This window comes from Campylobacter australis (genome assembly GCF_050586305.1).
Taxonomy (GTDB): domain Bacteria; phylum Campylobacterota; class Campylobacteria; order Campylobacterales; family Campylobacteraceae; genus Campylobacter_A.
This window is the reverse complement of record NZ_JAXUAA010000008.1, coordinates 1-21,467: the sequence shown is the minus strand read 5'-3', so window position 1 is coordinate 21,467 and position 21,467 is coordinate 1. Positions and strand designations below refer to the sequence as shown.

The window sequence follows — 21,467 nt, the reverse complement described above, 5'->3', positions numbered from 1 at the left end:
TTTAAAAATGAAGTAAAATTTGAAAAATTTTGATACAATTATAGCCAAAAATTTTAAAATAATAAGAAGAGGCGGTAGTATTTTTGCGCTAGATAAGGCAAAAACAAGCCAAATAAAGGAGCTCGTGCGCGCTGTGTTACTAAATTTGGTAAAATTTTGAAACGCCGTATAGCACAAAAAAATAATGCATGAAAGGTAGAAAATGAAATTATTCGGTACTGATGGCGTTCGTGGAAAGGCCGGAGAAAAACTCTCCGCTCAAACAGCGATGCGTCTAGCGATGGCAGCTGGAATTTACTTTCGCAAAGATAGTTCAACAAATACAATCCTAGTCGGCAAAGATACAAGAAAAAGCGGATATATGATAGAAACGGCTATCGTAGCTGGTCTTACAGCAGTTGGATACAATGTCTTACAGATAGGTCCTATGCCAACCCCTGCGGTTGCTTTTTTGACTGAAGATATGCGCTGTGATGCTGGTATAATGATAAGCGCAAGTCATAATCCTTATTACGATAATGGTATTAAATTTTTCAACCACAATGGCGACAAACTAGAAGAGGATATTGAGCGTGAGATAGAAAAAATTTATTTTGATGATGAGGCTATCGCAAATGCTCAAAAAACTATGGAAGCAATAGGCGCAAACAAGCGTATAGATGATGTTATCGGAAGATACATAGTTCAAATAAAAAACTCTTTTCCAAAAGAGTTAAATCTTAAAAAATTGCGTGTCGTTTTGGATGTGGCAAATGGGGCTGTATACAAGGTAGCTCCTACTGTATTTAGCGAGCTTGGGGCTGATGTTATAGTATTAAACAGACAGCCAAATGGCTCAAACATTAACCAAAGCTGTGGCGCACTACATCCTGAAGAACTAGCCGATGAAGTAAAGCGCTTGCGTGCTGACATCGGCTTTGCATTTGATGGAGATGCTGATAGGCTGGTTGTAGTTGATGAAACTGGTGCAATCGTGCATGGAGATGCAATACTGGGCATTCTTGGTGTATTTTTACACGAGCAAAAGATGCTAAAAGGCGGCGGCGTAGTCGCTACAATCATGAGCAATGCTGCACTAGAGGACTATCTTGGCAAGCACAAGCTAAAGCTATTTCGCGCAAATGTTGGGGACAAATATGTCCTTGAGCTTATGAAAAAAGAGGGGATAAATTTTGGCGGCGAGCAAAGTGGACATGTGATATTTAGCGACTTTGCTAAAACTGGCGATGGGCTAGTAACAGCCATGCAAGTAGTTGCCATGTTACTTAAAAAAGGCAAAAAAGCTAGCGAAATTTTCTCTTCTCTCACACCATATCCGCAAATTTTACTAAATCTAAAAATCACAGAGAAAAAGCCGCTAGATAGCATAGCTGGGATAAAAGAGCTTGAGGCAAGCCTTGCAAAAGACGGCATACGCTCGCTGTTTCGCTACTCTGGCACAGAAAATTTAATCCGCCTACTTTTAGAAGGCAAAAACCAAGCACTGGTTGAAAAACGAATGGATGAAGTTGAGAAATTTTTTATAAAAGCCTTAAATGCGTAAAATTTTAGTTAAATTTTTAGCTATTTTTGCGTCCATTTTTGTTATAGATCAAGCGATAAAATGGGCATATGTACAAGGTTATGGACACTATGATGGAGAGTATTTTTCGCTTATTTTGACATACAATAAGGGTGTGGCATTTTCGATGTTTGCCTTTTTGGGTGAAAATTTAAAACTCATCCAAGTTGCATTACTAGCCATTGCACTACTTTATCTCGTGCGAGAGCGTGAAATTTTGCGTTCGCACACAAGTGCGGTGGCGATCATATTTGGCGCGGGCTGTTCAAATGTGCTTGACCGCTTTATCAACGGTGGTGTAGTGGATTACATTTTTTGGCATAAGTGGTTTGAATTTGCGGTGTTTAACTTTGCTGATGTGATGATAAATTTTGGTGTCGCGTTAATACTTTGGCAAAGCTGGCGAACAAAAAAAGTTGCTAAAATTTAGTCATAATTTAAAATTTTATGTTAAATTTATGCAGCCCAAACAAAGCAGCGTGGCTTTGAAAATTTGGCAAATTTATCCATAAAGGATGATAGTTGAATAATATATTTATAGCCTATGCTCTTTGGTTTTTCCTCGGCTGGCTTGGTGCGCACAGGCTTTATCTTGGGCGATTTATCAGTGGTTTTGCACAGATGGCTCTATTTTTCTTAGGTTCTACAACCTATTGGTTTTTCTTTATTGGATTTATACCGTGGGCGATTTGGGGAATTTGGTGGCTTTTTGATGTTTTTGCCACAGGGCGAATGGTCGATGAAAATTTATTAAAACAAAATATGAAAAATGAGCTAAAAAATAAGTCTTTAGCTGATGATCTGCGCGTACTTTACGAGAAATTCGAGCGCGGTGAGATCACAAAAGCTGAGTTTGAAGCTAGAAAAGAAATTTTATTTAGATAAGGGGAATTTATGGAAATTTTTGCGGATTATTACAACTATTTTAGGTTCGCACACTACATTTTTTTTGTTTCGTGGATGGCGATGCTATTTTATCAGCCAAGACTTTATGTCTATCATGCCGAAAATATGGACAAACCAGAGTTTGTTAAAGTCGTTGAAGTGATGGAGTATAAGATGTATCACTACATCGGCTGGATCGCACTGATTGGCTCTTTTGCGACTGGTGCGCTAATACTTCTTACGATGCCTAGCTTACTTAAAAGTGGCTACATACATGTAAAACTGACAGTTGTCGTGCTAATGGCAGCATATCACCTGCACCTAGGATACTACATGCGTGCGCTTAAAGAAAAGCGCTGTACAAAAGACGGAATGTTTTTTCGCGCTTACAACGAAGTGCCAACGGTCGCAATGATAGTCATTATATGGATGATAGTCTTTAAACCATTTTAACAAAATTTTAAATAAATTTTGCTATCATTTTGAGAAAGATTACTAAAACAAAGGATATAAAATGAGTATAAAAACCTATGCCAAAGTCGCACTTCTTGCATCTTTAGTTCTTTTTTCTGGTTGTGCGTCTGAAAAGTCAAGAGCTGTTGAAACTCCAAAACTAAAATCAGCCCAAACTGTATATCATGGCGAGAAACACACTGTTTCAGTAGGAAGGTTTAACAACCAATCATCTTATCAAAATGGAATTTTTAGCGATGGAGAGGATAGACTTGGCAATCAAGCTAGCACGATACTTGTAACAAATTTGCGAGATAGCGGTAGATTTAATGTTTTAGAGCGCACAAATATGAAAATCTTAAAAGAGGAGAATGCACTAAGCAAAACCAACGCAAATTTCAAAGGTGCAAAATATGTTATCACTGGTGATGTAACAGAATTTGGTAGAAAAACTGTAGGGGATATGCAACTTTGGGGCATACTTGGCAAAGGCAAAACACAAGTAGCATACGCAAAGGTAAATCTAAATGTAGTGAGCGCAGCTACTGCCGAAGTTGTTTATTCTGCTCAGGGGGCTGGTGAATATGAGCTAAGCAACCGTGAGATCATTGGTTTTGGTGGCACAGCAGGTTATGACTCTACGCTAAATGGTAAAGTTTTAAGCCTTGCCATAAGAGAAGCTGTTGATAATCTAGTAAACGGTCTTGAAAGTGGTGCTTGGTCAGTAAAATGATATACAAAAAAGCCTTGCTAGTAGCCTCTGTAGTAGTTGTTTTTGCTGGTTGCAGTACTTCATCAACTCCACCGCTTTATCACTGGGACGGCTCATATTCATCATCGCTTTACAGCTATCTAAATGATGAATACAGTCCACAAGAACAAATTTCTATGCTTGAAAAATCTGTACAAAATGCATATACAAAAAATGCGAAAGTCCCACCTGGACTTTACGCACATCTTGGGCTTTTGTACTCAAATTTAGGAAATACAAAGCAGATGCAAGGCTACTTTTCTAAAGAAGTTGAGCTATATCCAGAGGCTAAAAACTACATAGAGTTTTTACTAACACAAAATAAGACGAAAAAGGTAGAAAAATGAAAATTTTGCAAGCTATATTTTTATCATTTATCTTGCTATTTTTCGTTGCTTGTGCTTCACCCAAAGCTTATGATTATTCAAATTTTATACAAAGCAACCCTCGCTCAATCCTAGTTTTAATGCCAACAAACGAAACTACCGAAATAAGGGCATCGGCAGCAGTTGTCTCAAATTCGTTGGTGCCTCTTGCAGAGGCTGGCTACTATGTATTTCCTATGGCTTTAGTTTATGAAACATTTAAAGCAAACGGCATAAGCGAACCAAGCGAGATAGCCCAAGTTCCACTATCAAAATTAAAGAAAATTTTTAACCCTGACGCCGTTTTGTATATAAATGTAACGCAATATGGCACATCTTACCAGCTTATAAATAGCAAAACATCAGTGTCTCTTTATGCAAAGCTAATTGATGCAAATACCGCAAACACACTTTGGGAAAAGAGCATAACCGCACAGCAAGATTCAGGAAGTGGCAACTCTGGATTACTTGGGATGGTGATCTCTGCGATGATAACACAAATAGCAGATACAATATCAGATAAAGGCTACGAAATGTCAGCACAAGCGACCTCTATGCTGTTTGCTAGAGACTGTTATGACTGTTTGTTGCGCGGAAGCTACTCGCCAAAATACAGACAAGATTTGCAAATAACAAAATAATTTTAGTCGGCGACTAAGCCTACTTAGCCTCCGACAATTTTTAAATTTTAACCTAAAATTCTTACCATTTTAAATACAACCTATCTACCGTTTGCCTTTTTAGCACAAGCGTGCACGGCTTCGATCAGGGCTGAGCGAAAGCCAAGTTTTTCTAGCATAGAAACAGCTTCTATCGTAGTTCCGCCCGGAGAGCAGACCTCATCTTTTAGCACGGCTGGATGTTTTTTGCTTTCTAGCATTAAATTTGCAGATCCTGCTACACTTGCAGCGATTATCTCATAAGTTTGCTCTCTTGCTATGCCATTTTTTACCCCAGCATCGGCTACCGCCTCGATAAACATAAAAACATATGCCGGCAAGCTTCCAGCGATCGCTGTAAATGCCCCAAATTTGCTCTCTTCTAGCTCATAAACTCTGCCAAAGTTTTGAAAAATTTCTCTTATTTCATCTTGCTTGGTTTTAGATAAATTTGTGCTAAAACTTATAGCACTCACGCCTTGTGCTATGGCTGTTGGCGTGTTTGGCATAGCTCTTGCTACTTTGGCGGTTTTGCCTAAAATTTCTAAGCTTTGTGAGATAGTAAAATTTGGTGCGAGTGTGATTAAAATTTTATCTTTTAGCTCATTTTTTATCAGATTTAAAATTTTTTCATATGTATTTGGCTTGGTCGCTAAAAAAATCATATCTGAGTTTTTGATAACTTCTATCTCATCCTTAACCGCTATAACGCCAAATTTCTGCGCCATCTCATCTGTTTTACTACGAGCAAAAACTACCACTTTTTCTGCATTATTTTTTGCAAAAAGAGCTGCTATCATCGCAGAACCCATATTTCCAGCGCCTATAAAGCCTATTTTCATTTTAAATCCTTAAAAAACATTATCAAAAAAATCTGTATCTATATCACAAATTTCAATATTTTGACGAATTTGTATGCCAATTTTGTATTTGATAGCTAATTCAGATAGCCTATCTCCATCTATTAAACTTATGGTATGGCTTTGTATTCCATTTGCATAAGAAATTGCTTCTTTTGTAAAATTTGAAGTTGTGATAAAAATACCCTTTTTGGTTGCTTTATTAGATATTGCTCCGACAAACTTCTGAATTTCAGGGCGTGATACGCTGCCTTGCCAACTCTTTGCTTGGATATAAACTTGCGAAAGCCCTAGCTCATCCTCGTCGATAACTCCGTCTATTCCGCCATCTGAGCCATTTTTTGTAAGTCGCCCAATACCGTAATCCATTTTTTCAAACAATCTCAAAACAAAAAATTCAAAAAATTTTGGACTTTTAGATGAAATTTCATTTAAAATTTGTAATTTTAAATTTTGAGTTAGCTCTTTTGATATAGACAAAATATTTTCTATCGGAGTTTTTTCATCATCTTGATTTGCTCTATTTTTATTAGGAGAAATTTTTACACCATAAACATCTTGATACCAGTTTTGAAATTTTTGCTTTGCATCCTTTTGATTTAGTAGCTTTTTACCAGCCTCGGTTATCTCGTAACTTCCACGCACTCCAGCTGTTTTTTTGGCTAGAATTTTTGATTGCGAAAGCTCTAAAATTCGTTTGTTATTTGCCAAGTATGCAACTGCCCAGTCTGCACGATTTATATATGTTAGCGTGCCGTTTGATGTGCGTTCTTGTTTTTGCATTTCGCTTAGTTTAAAATATTTTTCGACAAATTTTAAAATGTCTTGCCGAGCTGCAGTTGTGCTTTTGCTCAAAAACTGTAATATCGGAAACATCATCTCCTTATAACTTGGTATCATATCGCCCCTTATCTTACCTGTCCTTCGCCACGCACGATGTATTTATAAGTCGTAAGCTCCCTAAGACCCATCGGACCGCGTGCGTGTAGTTTTTGCGTTGAAATGCCGATCTCCCCACCAAATCCAAACTCGCCCCCATCGCTAAATCTTGTAGAAGCATTCGCATAAACAACCGCACTATCGACTAAATTTAAAAACCGCTCCACTCGCTCATAATCGCCACTTAAAATCGCGTCAGAATGCCCACTGGAATGCTCGTTTATATGATTTATCGCTTCATCTAAATTTTTTACCACCTTAACCGCTAAAATCATATCCAAAAACTCCACTCCAAAGTCGCTATTTTCAGCCTTTTTGACATTTTCAAAACCACTAAAATTTGCATAAATTTTCTCATCTAAGCGAATTTGCACATTTGAAAGAGAAGCAATAAGGGTAGGCATAATTTTCTCAGCCACACGCTCGTGCAAAAGCACGCATTCAACGGCATTACATACGCTTGGACGCTGGGTTTTTGCATTTTTTATAATCGCCACCGCATCGTCTAGATCCGCACTCTCATCGACAAAAATATGACACACCCCAGCTCCCGTTTCTATGACTGGAATCGTGGCGTTTTGCATGATAAAATCTTTAAGACCCTTGCCGCCACGCGGTATTAGCACATCGATAAGTCCATTTAGTCCTATCATCTCAGAAACGCTTTGGCGATTAGTATCTCGCACGAGCGAAACCGCACCAGCTGGCAAGCCAAATTTCGCCCCAACAGCGTTAAAAAGCTCGCTCAAAGCGATATTTGAATGCAGCGCACTGGCTGAACCACGCAAGATAACAGCGTTTGAACTTTTTAGCGAAAGTGCTGCTACATCGATGCTAACATTTGGGCGACTCTCGTAAATCACACCCAAAACGCCCAGCGGCACACGCAGCTTTGAAATTTGCATACCATTTTCGTGTCGCCAACCGCCAAGTATCTCGCCAACTGGATCAGCTAAATTTGCCACCTGCAACACACCGGCCGCCATAGCTTCTATGCGTGCATCTGTTAGCGTCAAGCGATCAAGCAACGCATCACTTAGACCGCTATCTTTGCCATTTTTTAGATCGAGTAAATTTTGCTCTTTTATCTGCTCTTTTTTGGCGATTAGTTCGTTTGCTACGGCGTTTAAGATCTCATTTTTCGTGCGAGTTTGTAGGGATTTTAAAGCCAAACTGGCTAACTTTGCTTGTTTTGCCAAGCTTAAAATTTCACTCATATTTTACCTTTCTAAACAAGTGCTAGATTGTCTATATGAACTATCTCTTCGTCATATTTGTAACCTAAAATTTCCTCTATCTCATCACTTTTTCGCCCTGCAATTTGATTTATTTCAGCAGACGAGTAGTTGCTAATACCACGCGCTAAAAGATCTGAGTTTTGGTTTAAAATTTCAACAACAGCTCCTCTTTCAAACTCCATCTTAACATCTTTTATCCCCACGCTTAACAAGCTTTTGCCATTTTTTAGGGCATTTTCTGCTCCACTATCTATGATGATAGCTCCACTTTTTGCAGAGCCGTAACCCAGCCAGTATTTTTTTGAGTTTAGCTTTTTGTCTTGGCGTAAAAAAAGTGTTCCTATCTCATCGCCACGGACTATATTCACGATATTTTGCGGATTTGAGCCACTTGATATGACTAAATTTGTTCCGCCCTTAGTTGCCATGTCAGCAGCTATTATCTTTGTTTTCATGCCACCAGTACCAAATTTACTGCCCTCGCTACCCGCCATATTTTTGATATTTTGATCGATCTTTTTTACGATATTTATAAATTTTGCGTCCTTAAACTCACTAGGATTTTTATCATAAAGTCCGTCTATATCGCTTAAAATGATGAGCAAATCCGCTTCCACAAGCCCTGCAACAAGGGCTGAAAGCGTGTCGTTATCGCCGACCTTAACGCCCTTTATACCATCGCCTACGACTGGGTCATTTTCGTTTATGATAGGGATTATCTTTTTTGAAAGTAGCGAGTTGCAAACATTTTTGATATTTAAATATCTCTTTCGGTCGCTAAAATCATCTTTTGTGAGCAAAAGTTGAGCTATATTTTTACCATAAGCCCAAAATAAAATTTGATAAAGATGTATGAGCGAAACTTGTCCGATGGCTGCTAGTGCTTGTTTTTCAGTTATGGACTTTGGTTTTTTATCTAGTTTTAGCTCACCTATGCCTGCTCCAACTGCACCAGAAGTAACAAAAACTACATCTATATCATCATTTAACTTGCTTAAATTTGCTACGATTTGCTTTATCTTTGGTTCATTGAGTGAGCCATTATCGTTAGTAAGTGTAGAAGTACCTATCTTTACGACTACTCGTTTTATGTTTTTTAAAAGCTCTTTTCTCATACTTTGCCCCTAAAATTTCATCAAATAATAGCAGGTTTAATGTAAAAATTTGCTTTTTATGTAAAGAGTTGGGATGGAAATTTAAAGGTGGCAGTTTAAACTGCCACTAAAAGTAGATTTTAAAACTTATATCTTACACCAAATGTGCCACTATAATACTTCTCATCCTCTTTGGTCTTTAAGCCAAAGTTGATATTTGTAGATAGGGTAGGAGTTATAGCAAATTCTGCACCAGTTTGTAGGGTAAAGTAGCCTTTTTTAGATTTATCTTTGTCAAACACTATATTGTTTTTTGAGCCTACAAAGCTTATAGATGCATCATCTTGTGCTTTGTAAATTTCACGCTCAAATCCCGGCTGAATATAAAAATAGCTTCCATCAGCTACATACTTGCGTATCTCTGTACTTAAATTTAGTGTAAGCTCTTTATATTTCTTTGCATTTATATTAATAGGTAGATTTCCATTTTCTTTTAGCTGTCCATTTTTTAGCCAAAGGTAAGATAGTCCAACAGTAGGTTTAATAAACGCTGCATTTGTTAGATCAAACACATATCCGTAGTTAAGGTCAAAAGATGCAAATTTTGATGTATATTTACCATCATTTTTAGATACTCCATTTGATAAAACTACGCTACGATTTGTCTTATTTTTAGCTACACCAAAAGATACTTTTGTATCTATCTCGTGGTTATACATAAAATGTCTAGCATATACACCTACCTCATAGTTGTTTGCTTTGTTTGTTAAAGTTCTATCTTCGTGCTTAGACTTAGCAAGAGTTGTAAATCCACCTACGATAGTATCATCAAATACCTTATCATATCCAAGACTAAATCCATACATCTTAGCTTTTGCGTCATTTTTTAGGCTTGCTTTTGCACCGATAGCATTTGCCCATAGGTTATTATCGTATTTATATCTATCTGTATATGTTCTAACTACTGAGCCAAGAGTATCGCCACTATCAGCAAAAGCATCACCTTTTAGGTTATTTATAGCGTAAGCTAAGGCTAAATTTTCATTAAATGGATTTGATAGCTTTGCAAGGCGAGTTTTTGTAGATAGCTCTGAGTTAAATTTAGTTATCTTTGTTGGGGCATTTGCATGGATATTATCACTAGCATCGCTAAGCGAGTCAGAGATCGCCACTATGTCACTATCTGGTGTCTTTCTAGTCATTACACCTTTATCAAATAACGCCTCTGCAACTTGCTCTTCTTGTTTATTTTTAGCATCTACAAACACTCCTACATCCTTCATGCCATTTTTAGCGTTTTGTAATGCATCTTTTGCATCTTCTATATTTCCCTTTGCTACCAACAACTTATCGTATGCATCATTAACTTTCGTTTGTAGTTCTCCAATCTCAGCATCCGCAGGTCTCATTTTATTTAATTTTTCTTCAGCTAATGCCTCAAGCTCTTTTAAGGCTTCAACTATATTATCTTTTTGATTAGCCATATCACCATCTGTTATGCTATTTATTTTATTTTCGATCTCGTTAAATTTTTCATGGATATCTTTTAAATTTGGATCCACTTGTCCTCTTACGCTTTGGAGTGCGTGCGACATAACTTCTTTTTCATCTTGTTTAGCAACTTCAGGTAATTCAGTCTTTATAGCATGTAAACCCTGCTTTATTCTGGCTATACCATCTTGTGTCTTATCCTCTTGACTTAACACACCGGGTTCTATGACATCATCTATTTTTCTAGCTAGCTCATCTTTTGCTTCTTGAAGACTTTTAGCATCTTGCTGCTGTTGTTCCTCTTTTTGAGCTAAGTCCTTTTTGCTATCATCTAAAATTTCATACATAACCTTTTTTTCTTCTTGTTTAGCGCTGTCACCTAGCTTTTTCTTTTCTTCTTCTATTGCTTGATTGACTCTTTCTAGGTCATTTTCTATTTGTTCGATATTCTTTTTCGCGTTATTTAAACTTGCCTCCGCGTTTTGTAAGTCTATTTTTGTTTTCTCTTTTGCATTACCTGCATCTTTCACAGCCTGCCGAACTGCCTTTAACTGCAAATCTGCCGATTCCTGGTCTTTCATTTTTTGGTCTAAATTTTTAACTATTTCCTCACGCTCACCTTGGAGTTGTTTAATTCTTTCAGTACTATCTGCAATAGAATTAACAACATCTTCATTCTTTTGCACTTCATCTTTCATATTTTTTATATAACCATTTATAGTTTCCAAACTGTTAGGAATATCATCTTCTTGTGCACCTGCAACTGCTTGTTTTATTCTTTCAACTCTCTGCTCTTGTTCTGTTAAAAGGTCAGTTGTATCGCCAAGCTGTTTTTGAATTTTGGCTAGTTCTTCTCGCAGATCCTCAACATTTTGCGCTTTAAAATCTTGTATCTTAGTAAGTTCATCTAGCTCTTTTTTAATATCTTCTATTTTTCTATTATTAATAGCTTCTTTTAGTTTAGGATCTTGTATTTTATTTAAATTATCTTCTTTTATTTTAGACTGTTCACTAATTTCAGCAGCTTTTTTAGTTTCTTGGTCTTTTAATTGTTCAAAAGCATCATCAGCCGCTTTTTTCTCTGCGGTTGCCTTTTCTTCTTGAGCTTTAGTTAACTCAATTTGCTCCTCATCTTTTTCCTGCTGTGCTTTTAGCTGGTCTATCTCTTCTGAGTATTGTTTTAATTGCATTTTTACTCTGTCCAAACTAGCCTCAGCTTCATTTCTTGTTTTAATCTCCTCTTTTAGGTCAGCAAACGCACCTGTACTTAAACTTGCACCTATAATCGCGATACAAGCAATCTTTGAAAATTTCATTATAAAACTCCTTAAAATATATCTAATATAAAAACTATAGCTATTATATAACAAAAAAAAAAAAAATCAACTTAAAGCACAAGAGATTTATCAATTTAAGCTTATTTTTGCTAATATGGCAAGAAATTTATTCAATGGAAGTAGTATGTCAAGTGTTAAAGAATTCTTAAAGAACGAAGCAAGCGGAGGGATCTTGCTAATGATAGCAACCATCATCGCTCTTGTGTGTCAAAATACCTTTTTAAGCGAGTTTTACAACGAATTTTTAAAGACGAAATTTACAATCAGCTTTGGCGAATTTGGGCTGTCAAAACCGCTTATTTTGTGGGTAAATGACGGACTTATGGCGATATTTTTCTTTCTTGTAGGGCTTGAGTTAAAAAGAGAAATTTGCGAGGGCGAGCTAAGAAATCCATCTCAAATCGTACTTCCAGCTATCGGCGCTCTAGGCGGGGTGATCGTGCCTGCGGCGATATTTTACGCACTCACAAAACATGACAGCTTTGCTGCTTCTGGCTGGGCGATACCAACGGCAACTGACATAGCTTTTGCGCTTGGAATTTTAAGTCTTTTAGGCTCAAGAGTGCCGACAACGCTTAAAATTTTTTTAATGACACTAGCGATCATCGACGATCTTTGCGCGATAATCATCATCGCGCTATTTTACACAAGCGAGCTTAGCGTGCTTTCGCTTGGTATTGGAGCTATTTGTATCGCTGGGCTTTTCGTTCTAAACAAAATGGGCGTAAAGAGCAAGGCTGCATATTTGCTTGTTGGTGTTATCATGTGGGTGGCGGTGCTAAAATCTGGCGTTCATGCAACTCTAGCTGGCGTGGTAGCAGCGTTTTTCATACCTCTAAGCTTTAAGGATGAGCCGCAAAATTCTATGCTAAAAAGCATCGAGCACGATCTGCACGGCTGGGTTGCGTTTGGAGTGTTGCCGATATTTGCGCTTGTAAATGCTGGCATCGCTCTTTCTGGTGTAAGCATGAGTGAGCTTGCACAGCCTGTCGCTTTAGGCACGATGCTTGGGCTTTTTGTCGGCAAGCAGCTTGGGGTTTTTGGATTTAGCTTTTTGGCGATAAAATTTGGTCTAGCAAAGCTTCCAGAAGGTGCTAGCTGGGGTCAGCTTTATGGCGTGGCAGTGCTTTGCGGAGTGGGCTTTACGATGAGTTTGTTTGTAAATGGCTTGGCGTATGCAGACACTGATGCGTTTGCATATACTGATAAACTAGCTATATTAATCGGCTCTTTCATCTCTGGTGCGGTCGGCTACATAATCTTGCGTATATCAAAAAGAACAAACGAGCCTTCAGGTTTTTGATCTTTTAATGACTAAAAAGTCATATCAAAAATAGCTGGTTTTTAAGATGTTTTAAAAAGCTAGATTATTTAAGACAAAAAGAGCGTTAGCTAAAGAGCTGATTTTAACCAAATTTGCTATTTAATGAAAATGAGAAAAAGAGTTAAAATTTAGCAAGCAAAACGCTTGCTAAATTTACTAAGCGCATGCACCTTTGCATTTTAAAATATGCAGCGTGTGACATTTGAAGCGACGATTAAGCCATCCACAGACATTATGATGTCTTTTATAACAAGGCGGTTTGTATCTGAAAGATAAAAAGGACTTTCGGTTATTCCTAGCGTCAGATCGCCTAGATTTGCAACCCAAGTTTTAGGAGTTGTTATCAAAATGATAGAGTAACGATGGACATACCAAAGGTAAGCAAATATTTAACAAACCCAGCTTTAAAAACAAAATACCAAGCAAAACAAGAGCATCGATAGTGCATATCATAAAGACTATAAGGTATGAAGCTGTGTATGTGCCGTTGCTCTTGTGCTATTGGATATTTTTAGGCACGACTAAGCCTTCGGGGTTTTTATGCAAGTTATATTCTGCGACCATTTTGCCTTTGCCGTTATCAACTATATCTTTATTGTTTAACATATAGCTAAAAACGGACTATTGGTAGCAAAAGGCGCTATACCGTGTCGGCTTTGAACCAAATAACTTTAGTCCGTCTATCCAAGCCGTTACAATAAAATGGCAATACTAATGTAATTTACAAAACATTTTTGAGAATTTGCTAGAAATTCTAAATATTTTTGCATATTTTTCCTTGACAATTTTTTAATTTAATAATTGATATTAAATTAAAATGTTACTAAAAATTTTGATATGAATTTTTGAAAAATTTAAGTGTTGGGCTATTTATATGGAGATACTACTTTTGGTTGTTAATACGATCACAGCTGACATTTAGTAGGTTAAAATTTTTAAGTCATGTTAAAAATGAAAAGTCGCATTTTTTAGTTTTTTAGAAAAAGAAAGTTAAGGGAATAATTAGTGGCGGACAGAGAGGGATTTGAACCCTCGAGCCCCGATTAAGAGCTGCACCCTTAGCAGGGGTGTGGTTTCAGCCACTCACCCATCTGTCCAAGTTAAATAAGAAATAGGATTTTAGCAAAACATAACTAATTTCTGGCTTAAATTTACCTTTTTAGCTCTAAAATATAGCCCTCATCCTTAAGCGGTGTAACGGTATAGCCTGACCGCTCATTCAGGCGGATAACCGCTCGGTAGTTGCCTTTATGCCAACCAATAGTTACATCCTTAAATCTATCATGATTTAACACTATCTCTTTGGTTGCAAACGCCTTGTGCCTTGCATTAAAGTCAATAACTATTTTGTGTTGCTCGTAAGCAAAATGCTTAATCATTTTATCTTTTGTTATAATCTTTAAGCCATTTGGAGTAGGCTCAAATTTTATAAAATTTAACCCAGTAAAAAGTACTTTAGACTTTGTTTTTTGTGTAGTTTTTGTATTTTGTTTTGGTGATTTTGCAAAATACTCAGGCTTACTTGTGTTATTTGCCAGCTTGTATTCAAGTGTAGTTTTTTTATCTGTTTGAGTACTAGTTGCATTTTTTACAACTACATCATCTTTTTTAGTTTTAGCTAAAACAGAAGTACCGCCATATTTTTTTGTAGAAATTTTTAAGCTATTGTTTGTATCGCTAGGCAAAGTTGTATTTATCTCCATAGCTTTTGTAGCAGGAGTTAGCTCAGGTTTTTGCGCTTGCTCCTTTTTTTTGGCTATGACTGGCACCGTTGTAGCTGAGTCTGAAACTTTTACAGGTTCTAGCTTTATGCTTACAGGGACTGGTGTCTGTATGTCTGAGAGCTCATGTTTGCCTTTTTTGGTTATGTTTGCGTCAAGTGGTTTTTGCTTTGGGATAGTTACTGACACATCAAGTTTTGGGATACTATCAGCCTCTAGCATACCCATTTTTGAGATGATATACTCTTTGTTGTTATCAACAGTTTTGTTTATGTCAATAATTTTTTGTCTTATAGTTCCATCGTTTGCACGGTAGTTAAAAACGATATTTAAAAGCAAGCTTGCATCTTTTGAAAAATTTACATCTTGCTTCTCTAAAGCCTCGTAAGACTCGGTCAAATTTGTAGTCATAATGCTTGTATTTAGCTCATTTGTTGGGATAAATGGGTTTTCCCGCGCAACAACTAACGAAATAAACAAAACAAAACACACAATCTTTTTCATAGTTTTACTTTTTACCACTTTCAGGCTCAAGCTCTTTAAGCTCAAAATACTCTTTTTGTAGCTGAGCATTGTATCGCTTGAGTGTCTCAACATCTTCTATCAAGCGCTCTTTTTTTGTCTGAAGACCAAGCATTACATCAAGCGAGCGCTTGCCAAAGAACATATTACCTACATAAATTCCAAGCATCACAATGACACAAATAACCACAAAATATACAAAAAATCGCTTAAAAGAGTAGGCTCGCTTTGCTTTAGTTTGGGTCTGCTTGTCATACTCTTTTAAAATTTCACTCAAATACTATCTCCCAAAAACTCACCAGCCTCAAGCTCGATCTCAAGCAGGCGGTTATACTTAGCGTTGCGCTCAGAGCGACTTGTAGCGCCAGTTTTGATCTCGCCAGTATTTAGTGCAACCGCAAAATCTGCGATAAAGCTATCTTCGCTCTCGCCACTTCTATGACTCATAACGCAACGATAGCCATTGCGCTGTGCTAGGCGAACGGTTTGCATAGTTTGACTCACTGAGCCGATCTGGTTTGGCTTGATAAGGATAGCGTTACCTACGCCCTTTTCGATACCTTTGCGCAAAATTTTCTCATTTGTTACAAAAAGATCATCGCCAACGAGCTGAACTTTAGCACCCAAACGCTCAGTTAGCTTTTTCCAACCTGTCCAGTCATCTTCGCTTAAACCATCTTCAATCGAAAATATCGGATACTTCTCACATAAATTTGCGTATCTTTCGATAAGCTCTTCACTGGTAAATTTTTTACCTTCAAGCTCGTATTTGCCATCTTTGTAAAGCTCGCTAGCAGCGACATCAAGGGCAAGTTTTATCTGTTTGCCAGCCTCATAGCCAGCCTCCTTTATCGCTTGCATGATAAGCGCGAGTGGCTCTTCGTTATCCTTTAAATTTGGAGCAAATCCACCCTCATCACCCACAGCCGTGCTATGTCCAGCCTTGTTTAAAATATCTTTTAGCTTGTGATAAATTTCAGTAGCTGCGCGAAGCGCGTCAGAGAAGTTTTCAAAGCCAAAAGGCATTATCATAAATTCTTGAAAATCAACGCTGTTATTTGCGTGAGCGCCGCCATTTATGATGTTAAACATAGGCACAGGCAAGATAGATGCGTTTGCGCCACCAAGGTAGCGATAAAGTGGAATTTTAAGGCTTTGTGCTGCGGCACGAGCTACTGCCATAGACACACCAAGAACGGCATTTGCGCCTAAATTTGAGTAGTTATGCGTGCCGTCAAGTTCTAGCATCTCATCATCTATTGCCTTTTGGTTATATGCGTCAAGCCCGATGATTGCTTCTGCGATGCGCTCATTTACATTTGCAACAGCTTTTAGCACGCCTTTGCCAGCATATCTAGCGTCTTTGTCACGAAGCTCAAGCGCTTCACGCTTGCCTGTACTTGCGCCACTTGGCACGATCGCGCTTGCAGTTGTGCCGTCGCTTAAAACCACGCAGGCGCGAACGGTTGGGTTGCCCCTGCTGTCAAGGACTTCGTGTGCTGTTACATCTTCGATATAGACCATTATTCATCTCCTTTTTCGTCGTTGTCGCTTTTGTCGTCATCATCTTTACCACCGCTTAAAAGTTTGGCAACACCCATTGAATTTTTAATCGTAGATACGATCTCTTCAGCAACTTCTGGATGCTCTTTTAGGTAAGCTTTTGAGTTTTCGCGACCTTGACCTAGCTTGCTTGCTTTGTAACTAAACCACGCGCCACTCTTATCTATCACATCAAGCTTGACGCCGTAGTCTATTATCTCGCCCTCGCGACTAATGCCCTCTCCAAACATGATATCAAACTCAGCTATCCTAAATGGAGGTGCTACCTTATTTTTTACCACTTTTGCTTTTACGCGGTTGCCGATGCTCTCTTCAGCCTGTTTTAGTGTCGCAACACGGCGCACATCGATACGCACAGATGCGTAAAATTTCAGAGCATTTCCGCCTGTTGTGGTCTCTGGTGTGCCATATCCCATCGCGCCGATCTTCATGCGAATTTGGTTAATAAAGATAACCATCGTCCCCATCTTATGCACGATGCCAGTAAGCTTTCGCAGAGCTTGACTCATCAAGCGAGCTTGAAGTCCAACATGCTGATCCCCCATATCGCCCTCTATCTCTGTTTTTGGCGTAAGAGCCGCAACGCTATCAACTACGATAACATCTATCGCGCCACTTCTTGCGATGGTTTCGACCATATCAAGAGCCTGCTCGCCAAAGTCTGGCTGGGCAACATAAAGATTGTCTGTATCAACGCCTAAATTTTTAGCATAAGCAACATCTAAAGCATGCTCAGCGTCTATAAACGCACATGTGCCACCAGCCTTTTGACACTCTGCTACGATATGTAGCGTAAGTGTAGTTTTGCCAGAGCTTTCTGGTCCGTAAATTTCAATGATCCTGCCCTTTGGCACACCACCTATGCCAAGTGCCAAGTCAAGCCCTATCGAGCCAGTAGATATCGACTCTATCGGCTCTATTTGCTTGTCTCCAAGCTTTATCATAGCGCCTTTACCAAAGTCTTTTGTGATCTGCTTTAAAGCCAAATCAAGGGCTTTTTGCTTTTCTGCATCCATTTGTTACCTTTATAAAATTTTACTTTGATTTTAGCTAAAAATACTTAAAATTTTGCCTAATCACAAATGATTATACTCTCATTTAATGCGCCCGCAAGCTCTGCCAGCTCGTTTATTTTGTTACTTTCAAGCAAGATAAGTGCGTAGTTTTGGCTATCTAGTGAAAAAAGCGCCATGGCAAGTGGCTCTTTTAAATTTTTTACACACTGATTTATAAATTTTTCACTAAGTTTTTCGTGTTTTAGGTTTGGTATTTTTGTAAAATTTTGTTCGCCAGCAAGCTCGATAAAGTCTACATCGCTGATACTTTTATCAAATTTTTTTACTAAATTTTGCTTAACTAAACTTTTTAAAATTTCCGCCACACTATTTTGACTCATCTCTACACCAAAAATAGAGCCGATTTGCCTTAAAACTTGCGCCCTATCAGTCTTGTTTTGATTATTTTTACGGGATTTATAAAGCGCAAAAAAACAAAGCAAAACAAAAACTATACTAAGCGTCAGAAGCTCTTTTATCATTTCATTCATCTCTTAACCTTAAAGCACTATGACTTCAGTTTTTAGCTCTATGCCAAAACTCTCAAAAACTCTCTTTTGCGCAAGGGCGATGAGAGTGGTGGCGTCATCAAAGGTGGCATTATTAAAATTTATTAAAAAATTTGCGTGTTGCTCGCTAAATTTAGCCCCACCAACGATATATCCTTTTAGCCCAACGGCCTCTATAAGCCTGCCAGCAAAGTTACCAACTGGGTTAGCAAAACAACTACCAAAGCTAGCTCCTCTTGGCTGATTTGCACGCTTGGCTGAAATTTCATCGGCAAATTTAATATCAAATCCACGCGATACATCAAAGCGAGCTGCAAATATCGGTTCACATATCCCGCTATGTCTGTAAGAAAAATTTATCTCACTTTTTGGCACCCAGCCACGATATAGTAGCACATGCGTAAGCAAATCACTAATGCTAAGCCCAAGCAACCCGGCATTCATAAAAACCATGCCGCCAAGCGTTGCAGGGATGGACTTAACAAACTCAAAGCCAGCGATGTCGTGCTTTTTAGCAAAGTTGTATATCATGCCGCTTTTAGTCGCTGCACCGATCTCTAGGCAGTTTTCGTTTAAATTTATATAGTTAAAATTTTCTGCAAGCATCGCCATTTTAGGTGGATTCGGTGAAACCAGTAAATTGTTTGCTCCACCTATCATGCAAATATCTGACGCTAGCTTGCAAGGCGCATCAAGCACTAAAACTTCATGTTCTCCGCCGATACGCACAGAGCTGTATTTGACGAAATTTATAAGTTTTGTCATTTAATAAAGCTTGGTATAAGATTTATCGTACGCATCGTAAATTCAATCATCATCGAAGTCATCCACGGCATCAAAAAGATGATAACAGCAACTACTAGGATAATCTTTGGCACAAAGCTTAGAGTGGTTTCGTTTATTTGTGTTGTAGCTTGAAATATCGATATAAGTAAGCCAGCTATAAGCCCACAAAGCAACATCGGAAGGCTAAGATAAAGAGCTATCTTAAAAGTCTCAACACCCAAAGAAACTAGCGTGCTTTGCATTAGCTAAACCTTAAATTTTGATATTCAGTTGGCACCAAATGATCTCTTGCCTTGATAGGCTCATGGTAAAAACCATACTTTACTCCAAGAGCAAATAGCGTATCTAGAGCGTCTAGCTGCGCTTCGCTCATGCTCACTGAGCTATCGTTTGCATATAAATTTAGATAGGTTTTTAGCTCATCTTGACCCACTCTTATAAGATTTCGCTCTAGTAGCATTTTTGAAAGCAGTGGCTTGTGTGTAGTTGCCATTAAAACAGCCTTTGTAAGCACTCTTTCACACTCAATCGCATCCGTTAGCGGCAAGCTTCGGCGTATCGCCATACCACCAAGTGGAAGTGGCAAATCAGAGCTTCCAAACTCACGCCAGATGTCCCAAATTTCACGCTCAACTTCAAGCTCAGTAGAAAAATTCAAAATGCTTTCATGTATCAACACACCAGCATCAACCTCTCCGCTAAGCACCGCGCCTTCAATCTCTAGAAAATTTTTATAAACTATGCGCGCTTCAGGATAAGCGATACGAAACAAAAGAGCGTTGCTTGTATGCTCGCCACTTAGGGCAACCTTAAAATTTTTCTTTAAAAAAATACCTTTTTTCTTAACAAGCTTTGGTCCATAACCCTCACCAAAACTTACAGCCGTGCGTAAGAGTGCGTAGTCATTTTTAATAAGCGGATATAGCGCAAAACTGATAGCGGTAGCCTCAAAAGTGCCCTTTAGCGCCTCTACATTTAGGGTTTGTATATCAAGTGCTGTGTTGCTAAAATTTAAATTTTTACTACTTATCCAGCCAAATTTTACCGCCATATACATAAAAATATCATCGGCGTCTGGCGAATGAGCAACGCTGATATGTTTAAAATTTTTCAAATCACTTCCTTAATTTTGCTAGTTAAATTGTAACTAAAAATGGTTTAAATTTAAAAATTTTGACCTATTTTTATGATAAATTTAAAATTTTACAAGCTCGAGCCTATCCGATCCTATTTCACATCTACCAAATTTTGCCTGTGGTTTGCCATTTAGCTCAACAAGATCGGCAGTAAAACTACATGTGTCATTTTTGGTTAGGTACGCTCCAACTCCATAAATATCAACTGGCGTACCGCAAGCTTCAAATTCTGCGATCTTTTCTGGTGTAAAACCTGAGCTTACGACAATCTTAACATGTTTATGTCCATTTTTATCTAAAATTTCACGCAATGCAAAGATAAGCTCCTTGCAAACCCCATGCGGGTCAAAGCCACTTGTGTCTTTGTTTAAAAAATACTTATCGATTAAATTTTTAGATGTATCAACTCTAACCGCACCAAGTCTTTTGCCAAAGGTATTTGCGACTTTGATGGCGTCTACAACTACATCGTTATTATAATCAACAAGTGCGGTGAGCTGATCATTTGGAAAGGTTTTTATATAAATTTCACAAGCCTTAAGTATGTCGCCACCACACATTTGAATAAGCGCATGCGGCATAGTTCCAAAGCCTTTACCACCCCACCAAAGTCCCTGTGCGTCAGTAGAAATTTTGCGAACCCCTGCGACATAAGATGCGTAGCCATCACCTATTTGCGTACTTATATCATCAGCTCTATCTGCCATGCTAAATACTGTTTTTGTATTTGCTGCTTTGATGGCTTTCATCGTATTTGTCGCAACACAACTTCTGCGAGATAGGGTTGCGTCTATGATATTTTCTAAATAGCCAAAATTTTCATATGAGCCTTTTATCTTTAAAACTGGCTCGCCAGAGCTTATGATGTCGCCATCATTTAATGCAAAAATTTCCAAATTCTCTAAATTTTTCCCAAATTCTTTTATAAGTGCTATACTTTCGTCAATCCCACATAGCATAATGTTGTCTTTTCTTTGAAAAAATTGCATAGTAACGCTTTGAGATGGTAAGTTGTCTTTTATTATGTGATTTACTTTTAGGAAATAATTTGCCGCATAAAATCCACCAGCTATACGCTCGTCAAACTTGAATGTCTTGTTTGTAAGCCTTTTTATAAGCTTTTGCTCTTTTAGCTGAATTTCATTCATTTTTGCTTAAGTCCTTTTATATATCCTTGCATCATACAATGATATCTTAGTAAATACCCCCTACTAACTG

General features: G+C 38.0%; 23 protein-coding genes and 1 tRNA gene. 8 read left to right on the top strand and 16 right to left on the bottom strand.

Translation table 11 applies throughout. The annotated features are described in order from the left end of the window. Window positions 1-202: 202 nt before the first annotated feature. The 7 genes from glmM (at window position 203) to U5B17_RS08495 (ending at window position 4,656) form a co-directional block, all read left to right on the top strand. Window positions 203-1,543, top strand: coding sequence for a phosphoglucosamine mutase (glmM, locus tag U5B17_RS08525; protein WP_430804925.1), 1,341 nt, complete (start codon window positions 203-205; stop codon window positions 1,541-1,543). Continuing rightward, window positions 1,536-1,991, top strand: coding sequence for a signal peptidase II (lspA, locus tag U5B17_RS08520; protein WP_430804924.1), 456 nt, complete (start codon window positions 1,536-1,538; stop codon window positions 1,989-1,991). Before glmM ends, lspA begins: the two co-directional genes overlap by 8 nt. A 92-nt stretch (window positions 1,992-2,083) precedes the next feature. Continuing rightward, window positions 2,084-2,446, top strand: a complete 363-nt coding sequence (locus U5B17_RS08515; RefSeq protein ID WP_430804923.1) for an NINE protein — start codon at window positions 2,084-2,086, stop codon at window positions 2,444-2,446. A 9-nt stretch (window positions 2,447-2,455) separates the two neighbouring features. After that, window positions 2,456-2,899 (top strand): protoporphyrinogen oxidase HemJ, encoded by a 444-nt coding sequence (gene hemJ, locus U5B17_RS08510; RefSeq protein ID WP_430804922.1) that lies wholly within the window; start codon window positions 2,456-2,458, stop codon window positions 2,897-2,899. 61 nt (window positions 2,900-2,960) lie between these two features. Next, on the top strand, window positions 2,961-3,632 hold the full coding sequence (locus tag U5B17_RS08505; RefSeq protein WP_430804921.1) for a CsgG/HfaB family protein: 672 nt from the start codon (window positions 2,961-2,963) through the stop codon (window positions 3,630-3,632). Beyond that, on the top strand, window positions 3,629-3,997 hold the full coding sequence (locus U5B17_RS08500) for a DUF4810 domain-containing protein (RefSeq protein ID WP_430804920.1): 369 nt from the start codon (window positions 3,629-3,631) through the stop codon (window positions 3,995-3,997). The genes U5B17_RS08505 and U5B17_RS08500 overlap by 4 nt, the downstream gene beginning before the upstream one ends. After that, window positions 3,994-4,656: a DUF799 domain-containing protein gene (locus U5B17_RS08495; RefSeq protein ID WP_430804919.1), complete on the top strand. Its 663-nt coding sequence runs from the start codon at window positions 3,994-3,996 to the stop codon at window positions 4,654-4,656. The genes U5B17_RS08500 and U5B17_RS08495 overlap by 4 nt, the downstream gene beginning before the upstream one ends. 80 nt (window positions 4,657-4,736) lie before the next feature. Here the strand turns inward: U5B17_RS08495 and proC are convergent, their stop codons facing one another. The 5 genes from proC to U5B17_RS08470 form a co-directional block, all read right to left on the bottom strand. Beyond that, window positions 4,737-5,516, bottom strand: a complete 780-nt coding sequence (proC, locus tag U5B17_RS08490) for a pyrroline-5-carboxylate reductase (protein ID WP_430804917.1) — start codon at window positions 5,514-5,516, stop codon at window positions 4,737-4,739. A 9-nt stretch (window positions 5,517-5,525) separates the two neighbouring features. Then, entirely contained in the window at window positions 5,526-6,434 is a 909-nt protein-coding gene (locus tag U5B17_RS08485; protein ID WP_430804915.1) for a restriction endonuclease, read from the bottom strand. 8 nt (window positions 6,435-6,442) lie between these two features. Continuing rightward, window positions 6,443-7,690 carry a glutamate-5-semialdehyde dehydrogenase gene (locus U5B17_RS08480; protein WP_430804914.1) on the bottom strand — a complete coding sequence of 416 codons (1,248 nt, stop codon included), beginning with the start codon at window positions 7,688-7,690 and terminating at the stop codon, window positions 6,443-6,445. An 11-nt stretch (window positions 7,691-7,701) separates the two neighbouring features. Beyond that, window positions 7,702-8,826 carry a glutamate 5-kinase gene (proB, locus tag U5B17_RS08475; RefSeq protein WP_430804913.1) on the bottom strand — a complete coding sequence of 375 codons (1,125 nt, stop codon included), beginning with the start codon at window positions 8,824-8,826 and terminating at the stop codon, window positions 7,702-7,704. Window positions 8,827-8,945: 119 nt separating this feature from the next. Next, window positions 8,946-11,612, bottom strand: a complete 2,667-nt coding sequence (locus U5B17_RS08470) for an autotransporter domain-containing protein (protein ID WP_430804912.1) — start codon at window positions 11,610-11,612, stop codon at window positions 8,946-8,948. 145 nt (window positions 11,613-11,757) lie between these two features. Here U5B17_RS08470 and nhaA point away from each other — a divergent pair, with 145 nt between their 5' ends. Next, window positions 11,758-12,936: a Na+/H+ antiporter NhaA gene (nhaA, locus tag U5B17_RS08465; RefSeq protein WP_430804911.1), complete on the top strand. Its 1,179-nt coding sequence runs from the start codon at window positions 11,758-11,760 to the stop codon at window positions 12,934-12,936. A 200-nt stretch (window positions 12,937-13,136) separates the two neighbouring features. Here nhaA and U5B17_RS08460 read toward each other — a convergent pair whose 3' ends face one another. The 11 genes from U5B17_RS08460 to U5B17_RS08410 all read right to left on the bottom strand — a co-directional run bounded on the left by U5B17_RS08460 (window position 13,137) and on the right by U5B17_RS08410 (window position 21,397). After that, window positions 13,137-13,304, bottom strand: coding sequence for a DUF417 family protein (locus tag U5B17_RS08460; RefSeq protein WP_430804910.1), 168 nt, complete (start codon window positions 13,302-13,304; stop codon window positions 13,137-13,139). 659 nt (window positions 13,305-13,963) lie between these two features. Beyond that, window positions 13,964-14,054: transfer RNA gene (locus U5B17_RS08455), tRNA-Ser, on the bottom strand. 54 nt (window positions 14,055-14,108) lie between these two features. After that, window positions 14,109-15,182 (bottom strand): hypothetical protein, encoded by a 1,074-nt coding sequence (locus U5B17_RS08450; protein WP_430804909.1) that lies wholly within the window; start codon window positions 15,180-15,182, stop codon window positions 14,109-14,111. Window positions 15,183-15,186: 4 nt separating this feature from the next. Beyond that, window positions 15,187-15,477, bottom strand: a complete 291-nt coding sequence (locus U5B17_RS08445) for a septum formation initiator (protein ID WP_430804908.1) — start codon at window positions 15,475-15,477, stop codon at window positions 15,187-15,189. Then, the gene (gene eno / locus U5B17_RS08440) at window positions 15,474-16,724 is read right to left on the bottom strand and encodes a phosphopyruvate hydratase (protein ID WP_430804907.1); all 1,251 of its coding nucleotides are present in this window, start codon (window positions 16,722-16,724) and stop codon (window positions 15,474-15,476) included. The genes U5B17_RS08445 and eno overlap by 4 nt, the downstream gene beginning before the upstream one ends. Further along, window positions 16,724-17,779 carry a recombinase RecA gene (gene recA, locus U5B17_RS08435; protein WP_430804906.1) on the bottom strand — a complete coding sequence of 352 codons (1,056 nt, stop codon included), beginning with the start codon at window positions 17,777-17,779 and terminating at the stop codon, window positions 16,724-16,726. The genes eno and recA overlap by 1 nt, the downstream gene beginning before the upstream one ends. Before the next feature lie 56 nt (window positions 17,780-17,835). Then, window positions 17,836-18,309 carry a hypothetical protein gene (locus U5B17_RS08430; RefSeq protein ID WP_430804905.1) on the bottom strand — a complete coding sequence of 158 codons (474 nt, stop codon included), beginning with the start codon at window positions 18,307-18,309 and terminating at the stop codon, window positions 17,836-17,838. Window positions 18,310-18,318: 9 nt separating this feature from the next. Then, window positions 18,319-19,092: a UDP-N-acetylmuramate dehydrogenase gene (locus U5B17_RS08425; protein ID WP_430804904.1), complete on the bottom strand. Its 774-nt coding sequence runs from the start codon at window positions 19,090-19,092 to the stop codon at window positions 18,319-18,321. Next, window positions 19,089-19,355 carry a flagellar biosynthesis protein FliQ gene (fliQ, locus tag U5B17_RS08420; RefSeq protein ID WP_230057523.1) on the bottom strand — a complete coding sequence of 89 codons (267 nt, stop codon included), beginning with the start codon at window positions 19,353-19,355 and terminating at the stop codon, window positions 19,089-19,091. Before fliQ ends, U5B17_RS08425 begins: the two co-directional genes overlap by 4 nt. Then, a complete protein-coding gene (locus U5B17_RS08415; RefSeq protein ID WP_430804903.1) occupies window positions 19,355-20,227 on the bottom strand; it encodes a menaquinone biosynthesis family protein in 873 nt (290 codons plus the stop codon). Before U5B17_RS08415 ends, fliQ begins: the two co-directional genes overlap by 1 nt. Window positions 20,228-20,308: 81 nt before the next feature. Beyond that, complete coding sequence (locus U5B17_RS08410) at window positions 20,309-21,397, bottom strand: nicotinate phosphoribosyltransferase (RefSeq protein WP_430804902.1); 1,089 nt, start codon at window positions 21,395-21,397, stop codon at window positions 20,309-20,311. Between the last annotated feature and the right edge of the window lie 70 nt (window positions 21,398-21,467).

Coding starts and splice junctions, on each gene's coding strand:
- glmM (WP_430804925.1), top strand. CDS start 203: ATGAAATTATTCGGTACTGATGGCGTTCGTGGAAAGGCCGGAGAAAAA.
- lspA (WP_430804924.1), top strand. CDS start 1,536: ATGCGTAAAATTTTAGTTAAATTTTTAGCTATTTTTGCGTCCATTTTT.
- hemJ (WP_430804922.1), top strand. CDS start 2,456: ATGGAAATTTTTGCGGATTATTACAACTATTTTAGGTTCGCACACTAC.
- U5B17_RS08505 (WP_430804921.1), top strand. CDS start 2,961: ATGAGTATAAAAACCTATGCCAAAGTCGCACTTCTTGCATCTTTAGTT.
- U5B17_RS08500 (WP_430804920.1), top strand. CDS start 3,629: ATGATATACAAAAAAGCCTTGCTAGTAGCCTCTGTAGTAGTTGTTTTT.
- U5B17_RS08495 (WP_430804919.1), top strand. CDS start 3,994: ATGAAAATTTTGCAAGCTATATTTTTATCATTTATCTTGCTATTTTTC.
- proC (WP_430804917.1), bottom strand. CDS start 5,516: ATGAAAATAGGCTTTATAGGCGCTGGAAATATGGGTTCTGCGATGATA.
- U5B17_RS08485 (WP_430804915.1), bottom strand. CDS start 6,434: ATGATACCAAGTTATAAGGAGATGATGTTTCCGATATTACAGTTTTTG.
- U5B17_RS08480 (WP_430804914.1), bottom strand. CDS start 7,690: ATGAGTGAAATTTTAAGCTTGGCAAAACAAGCAAAGTTAGCCAGTTTG.
- proB (WP_430804913.1), bottom strand. CDS start 8,826: ATGAGAAAAGAGCTTTTAAAAAACATAAAACGAGTAGTCGTAAAGATA.
- U5B17_RS08470 (WP_430804912.1), bottom strand. CDS start 11,612: ATGAAATTTTCAAAGATTGCTTGTATCGCGATTATAGGTGCAAGTTTA.
- nhaA (WP_430804911.1), top strand. CDS start 11,758: ATGTCAAGTGTTAAAGAATTCTTAAAGAACGAAGCAAGCGGAGGGATC.
- U5B17_RS08450 (WP_430804909.1), bottom strand. CDS start 15,182: ATGAAAAAGATTGTGTGTTTTGTTTTGTTTATTTCGTTAGTTGTTGCG.
- eno (WP_430804907.1), bottom strand. CDS start 16,724: ATGGTCTATATCGAAGATGTAACAGCACACGAAGTCCTTGACAGCAGG.
- recA (WP_430804906.1), bottom strand. CDS start 17,779: ATGGATGCAGAAAAGCAAAAAGCCCTTGATTTGGCTTTAAAGCAGATC.
- U5B17_RS08430 (WP_430804905.1), bottom strand. CDS start 18,309: ATGAATGAAATGATAAAAGAGCTTCTGACGCTTAGTATAGTTTTTGTT.
- U5B17_RS08425 (WP_430804904.1), bottom strand. CDS start 19,092: ATGACAAAACTTATAAATTTCGTCAAATACAGCTCTGTGCGTATCGGC.
- fliQ (WP_230057523.1), bottom strand. CDS start 19,355: ATGCAAAGCACGCTAGTTTCTTTGGGTGTTGAGACTTTTAAGATAGCT.
- U5B17_RS08410 (WP_430804902.1), bottom strand. CDS start 21,397: ATGAATGAAATTCAGCTAAAAGAGCAAAAGCTTATAAAAAGGCTTACA.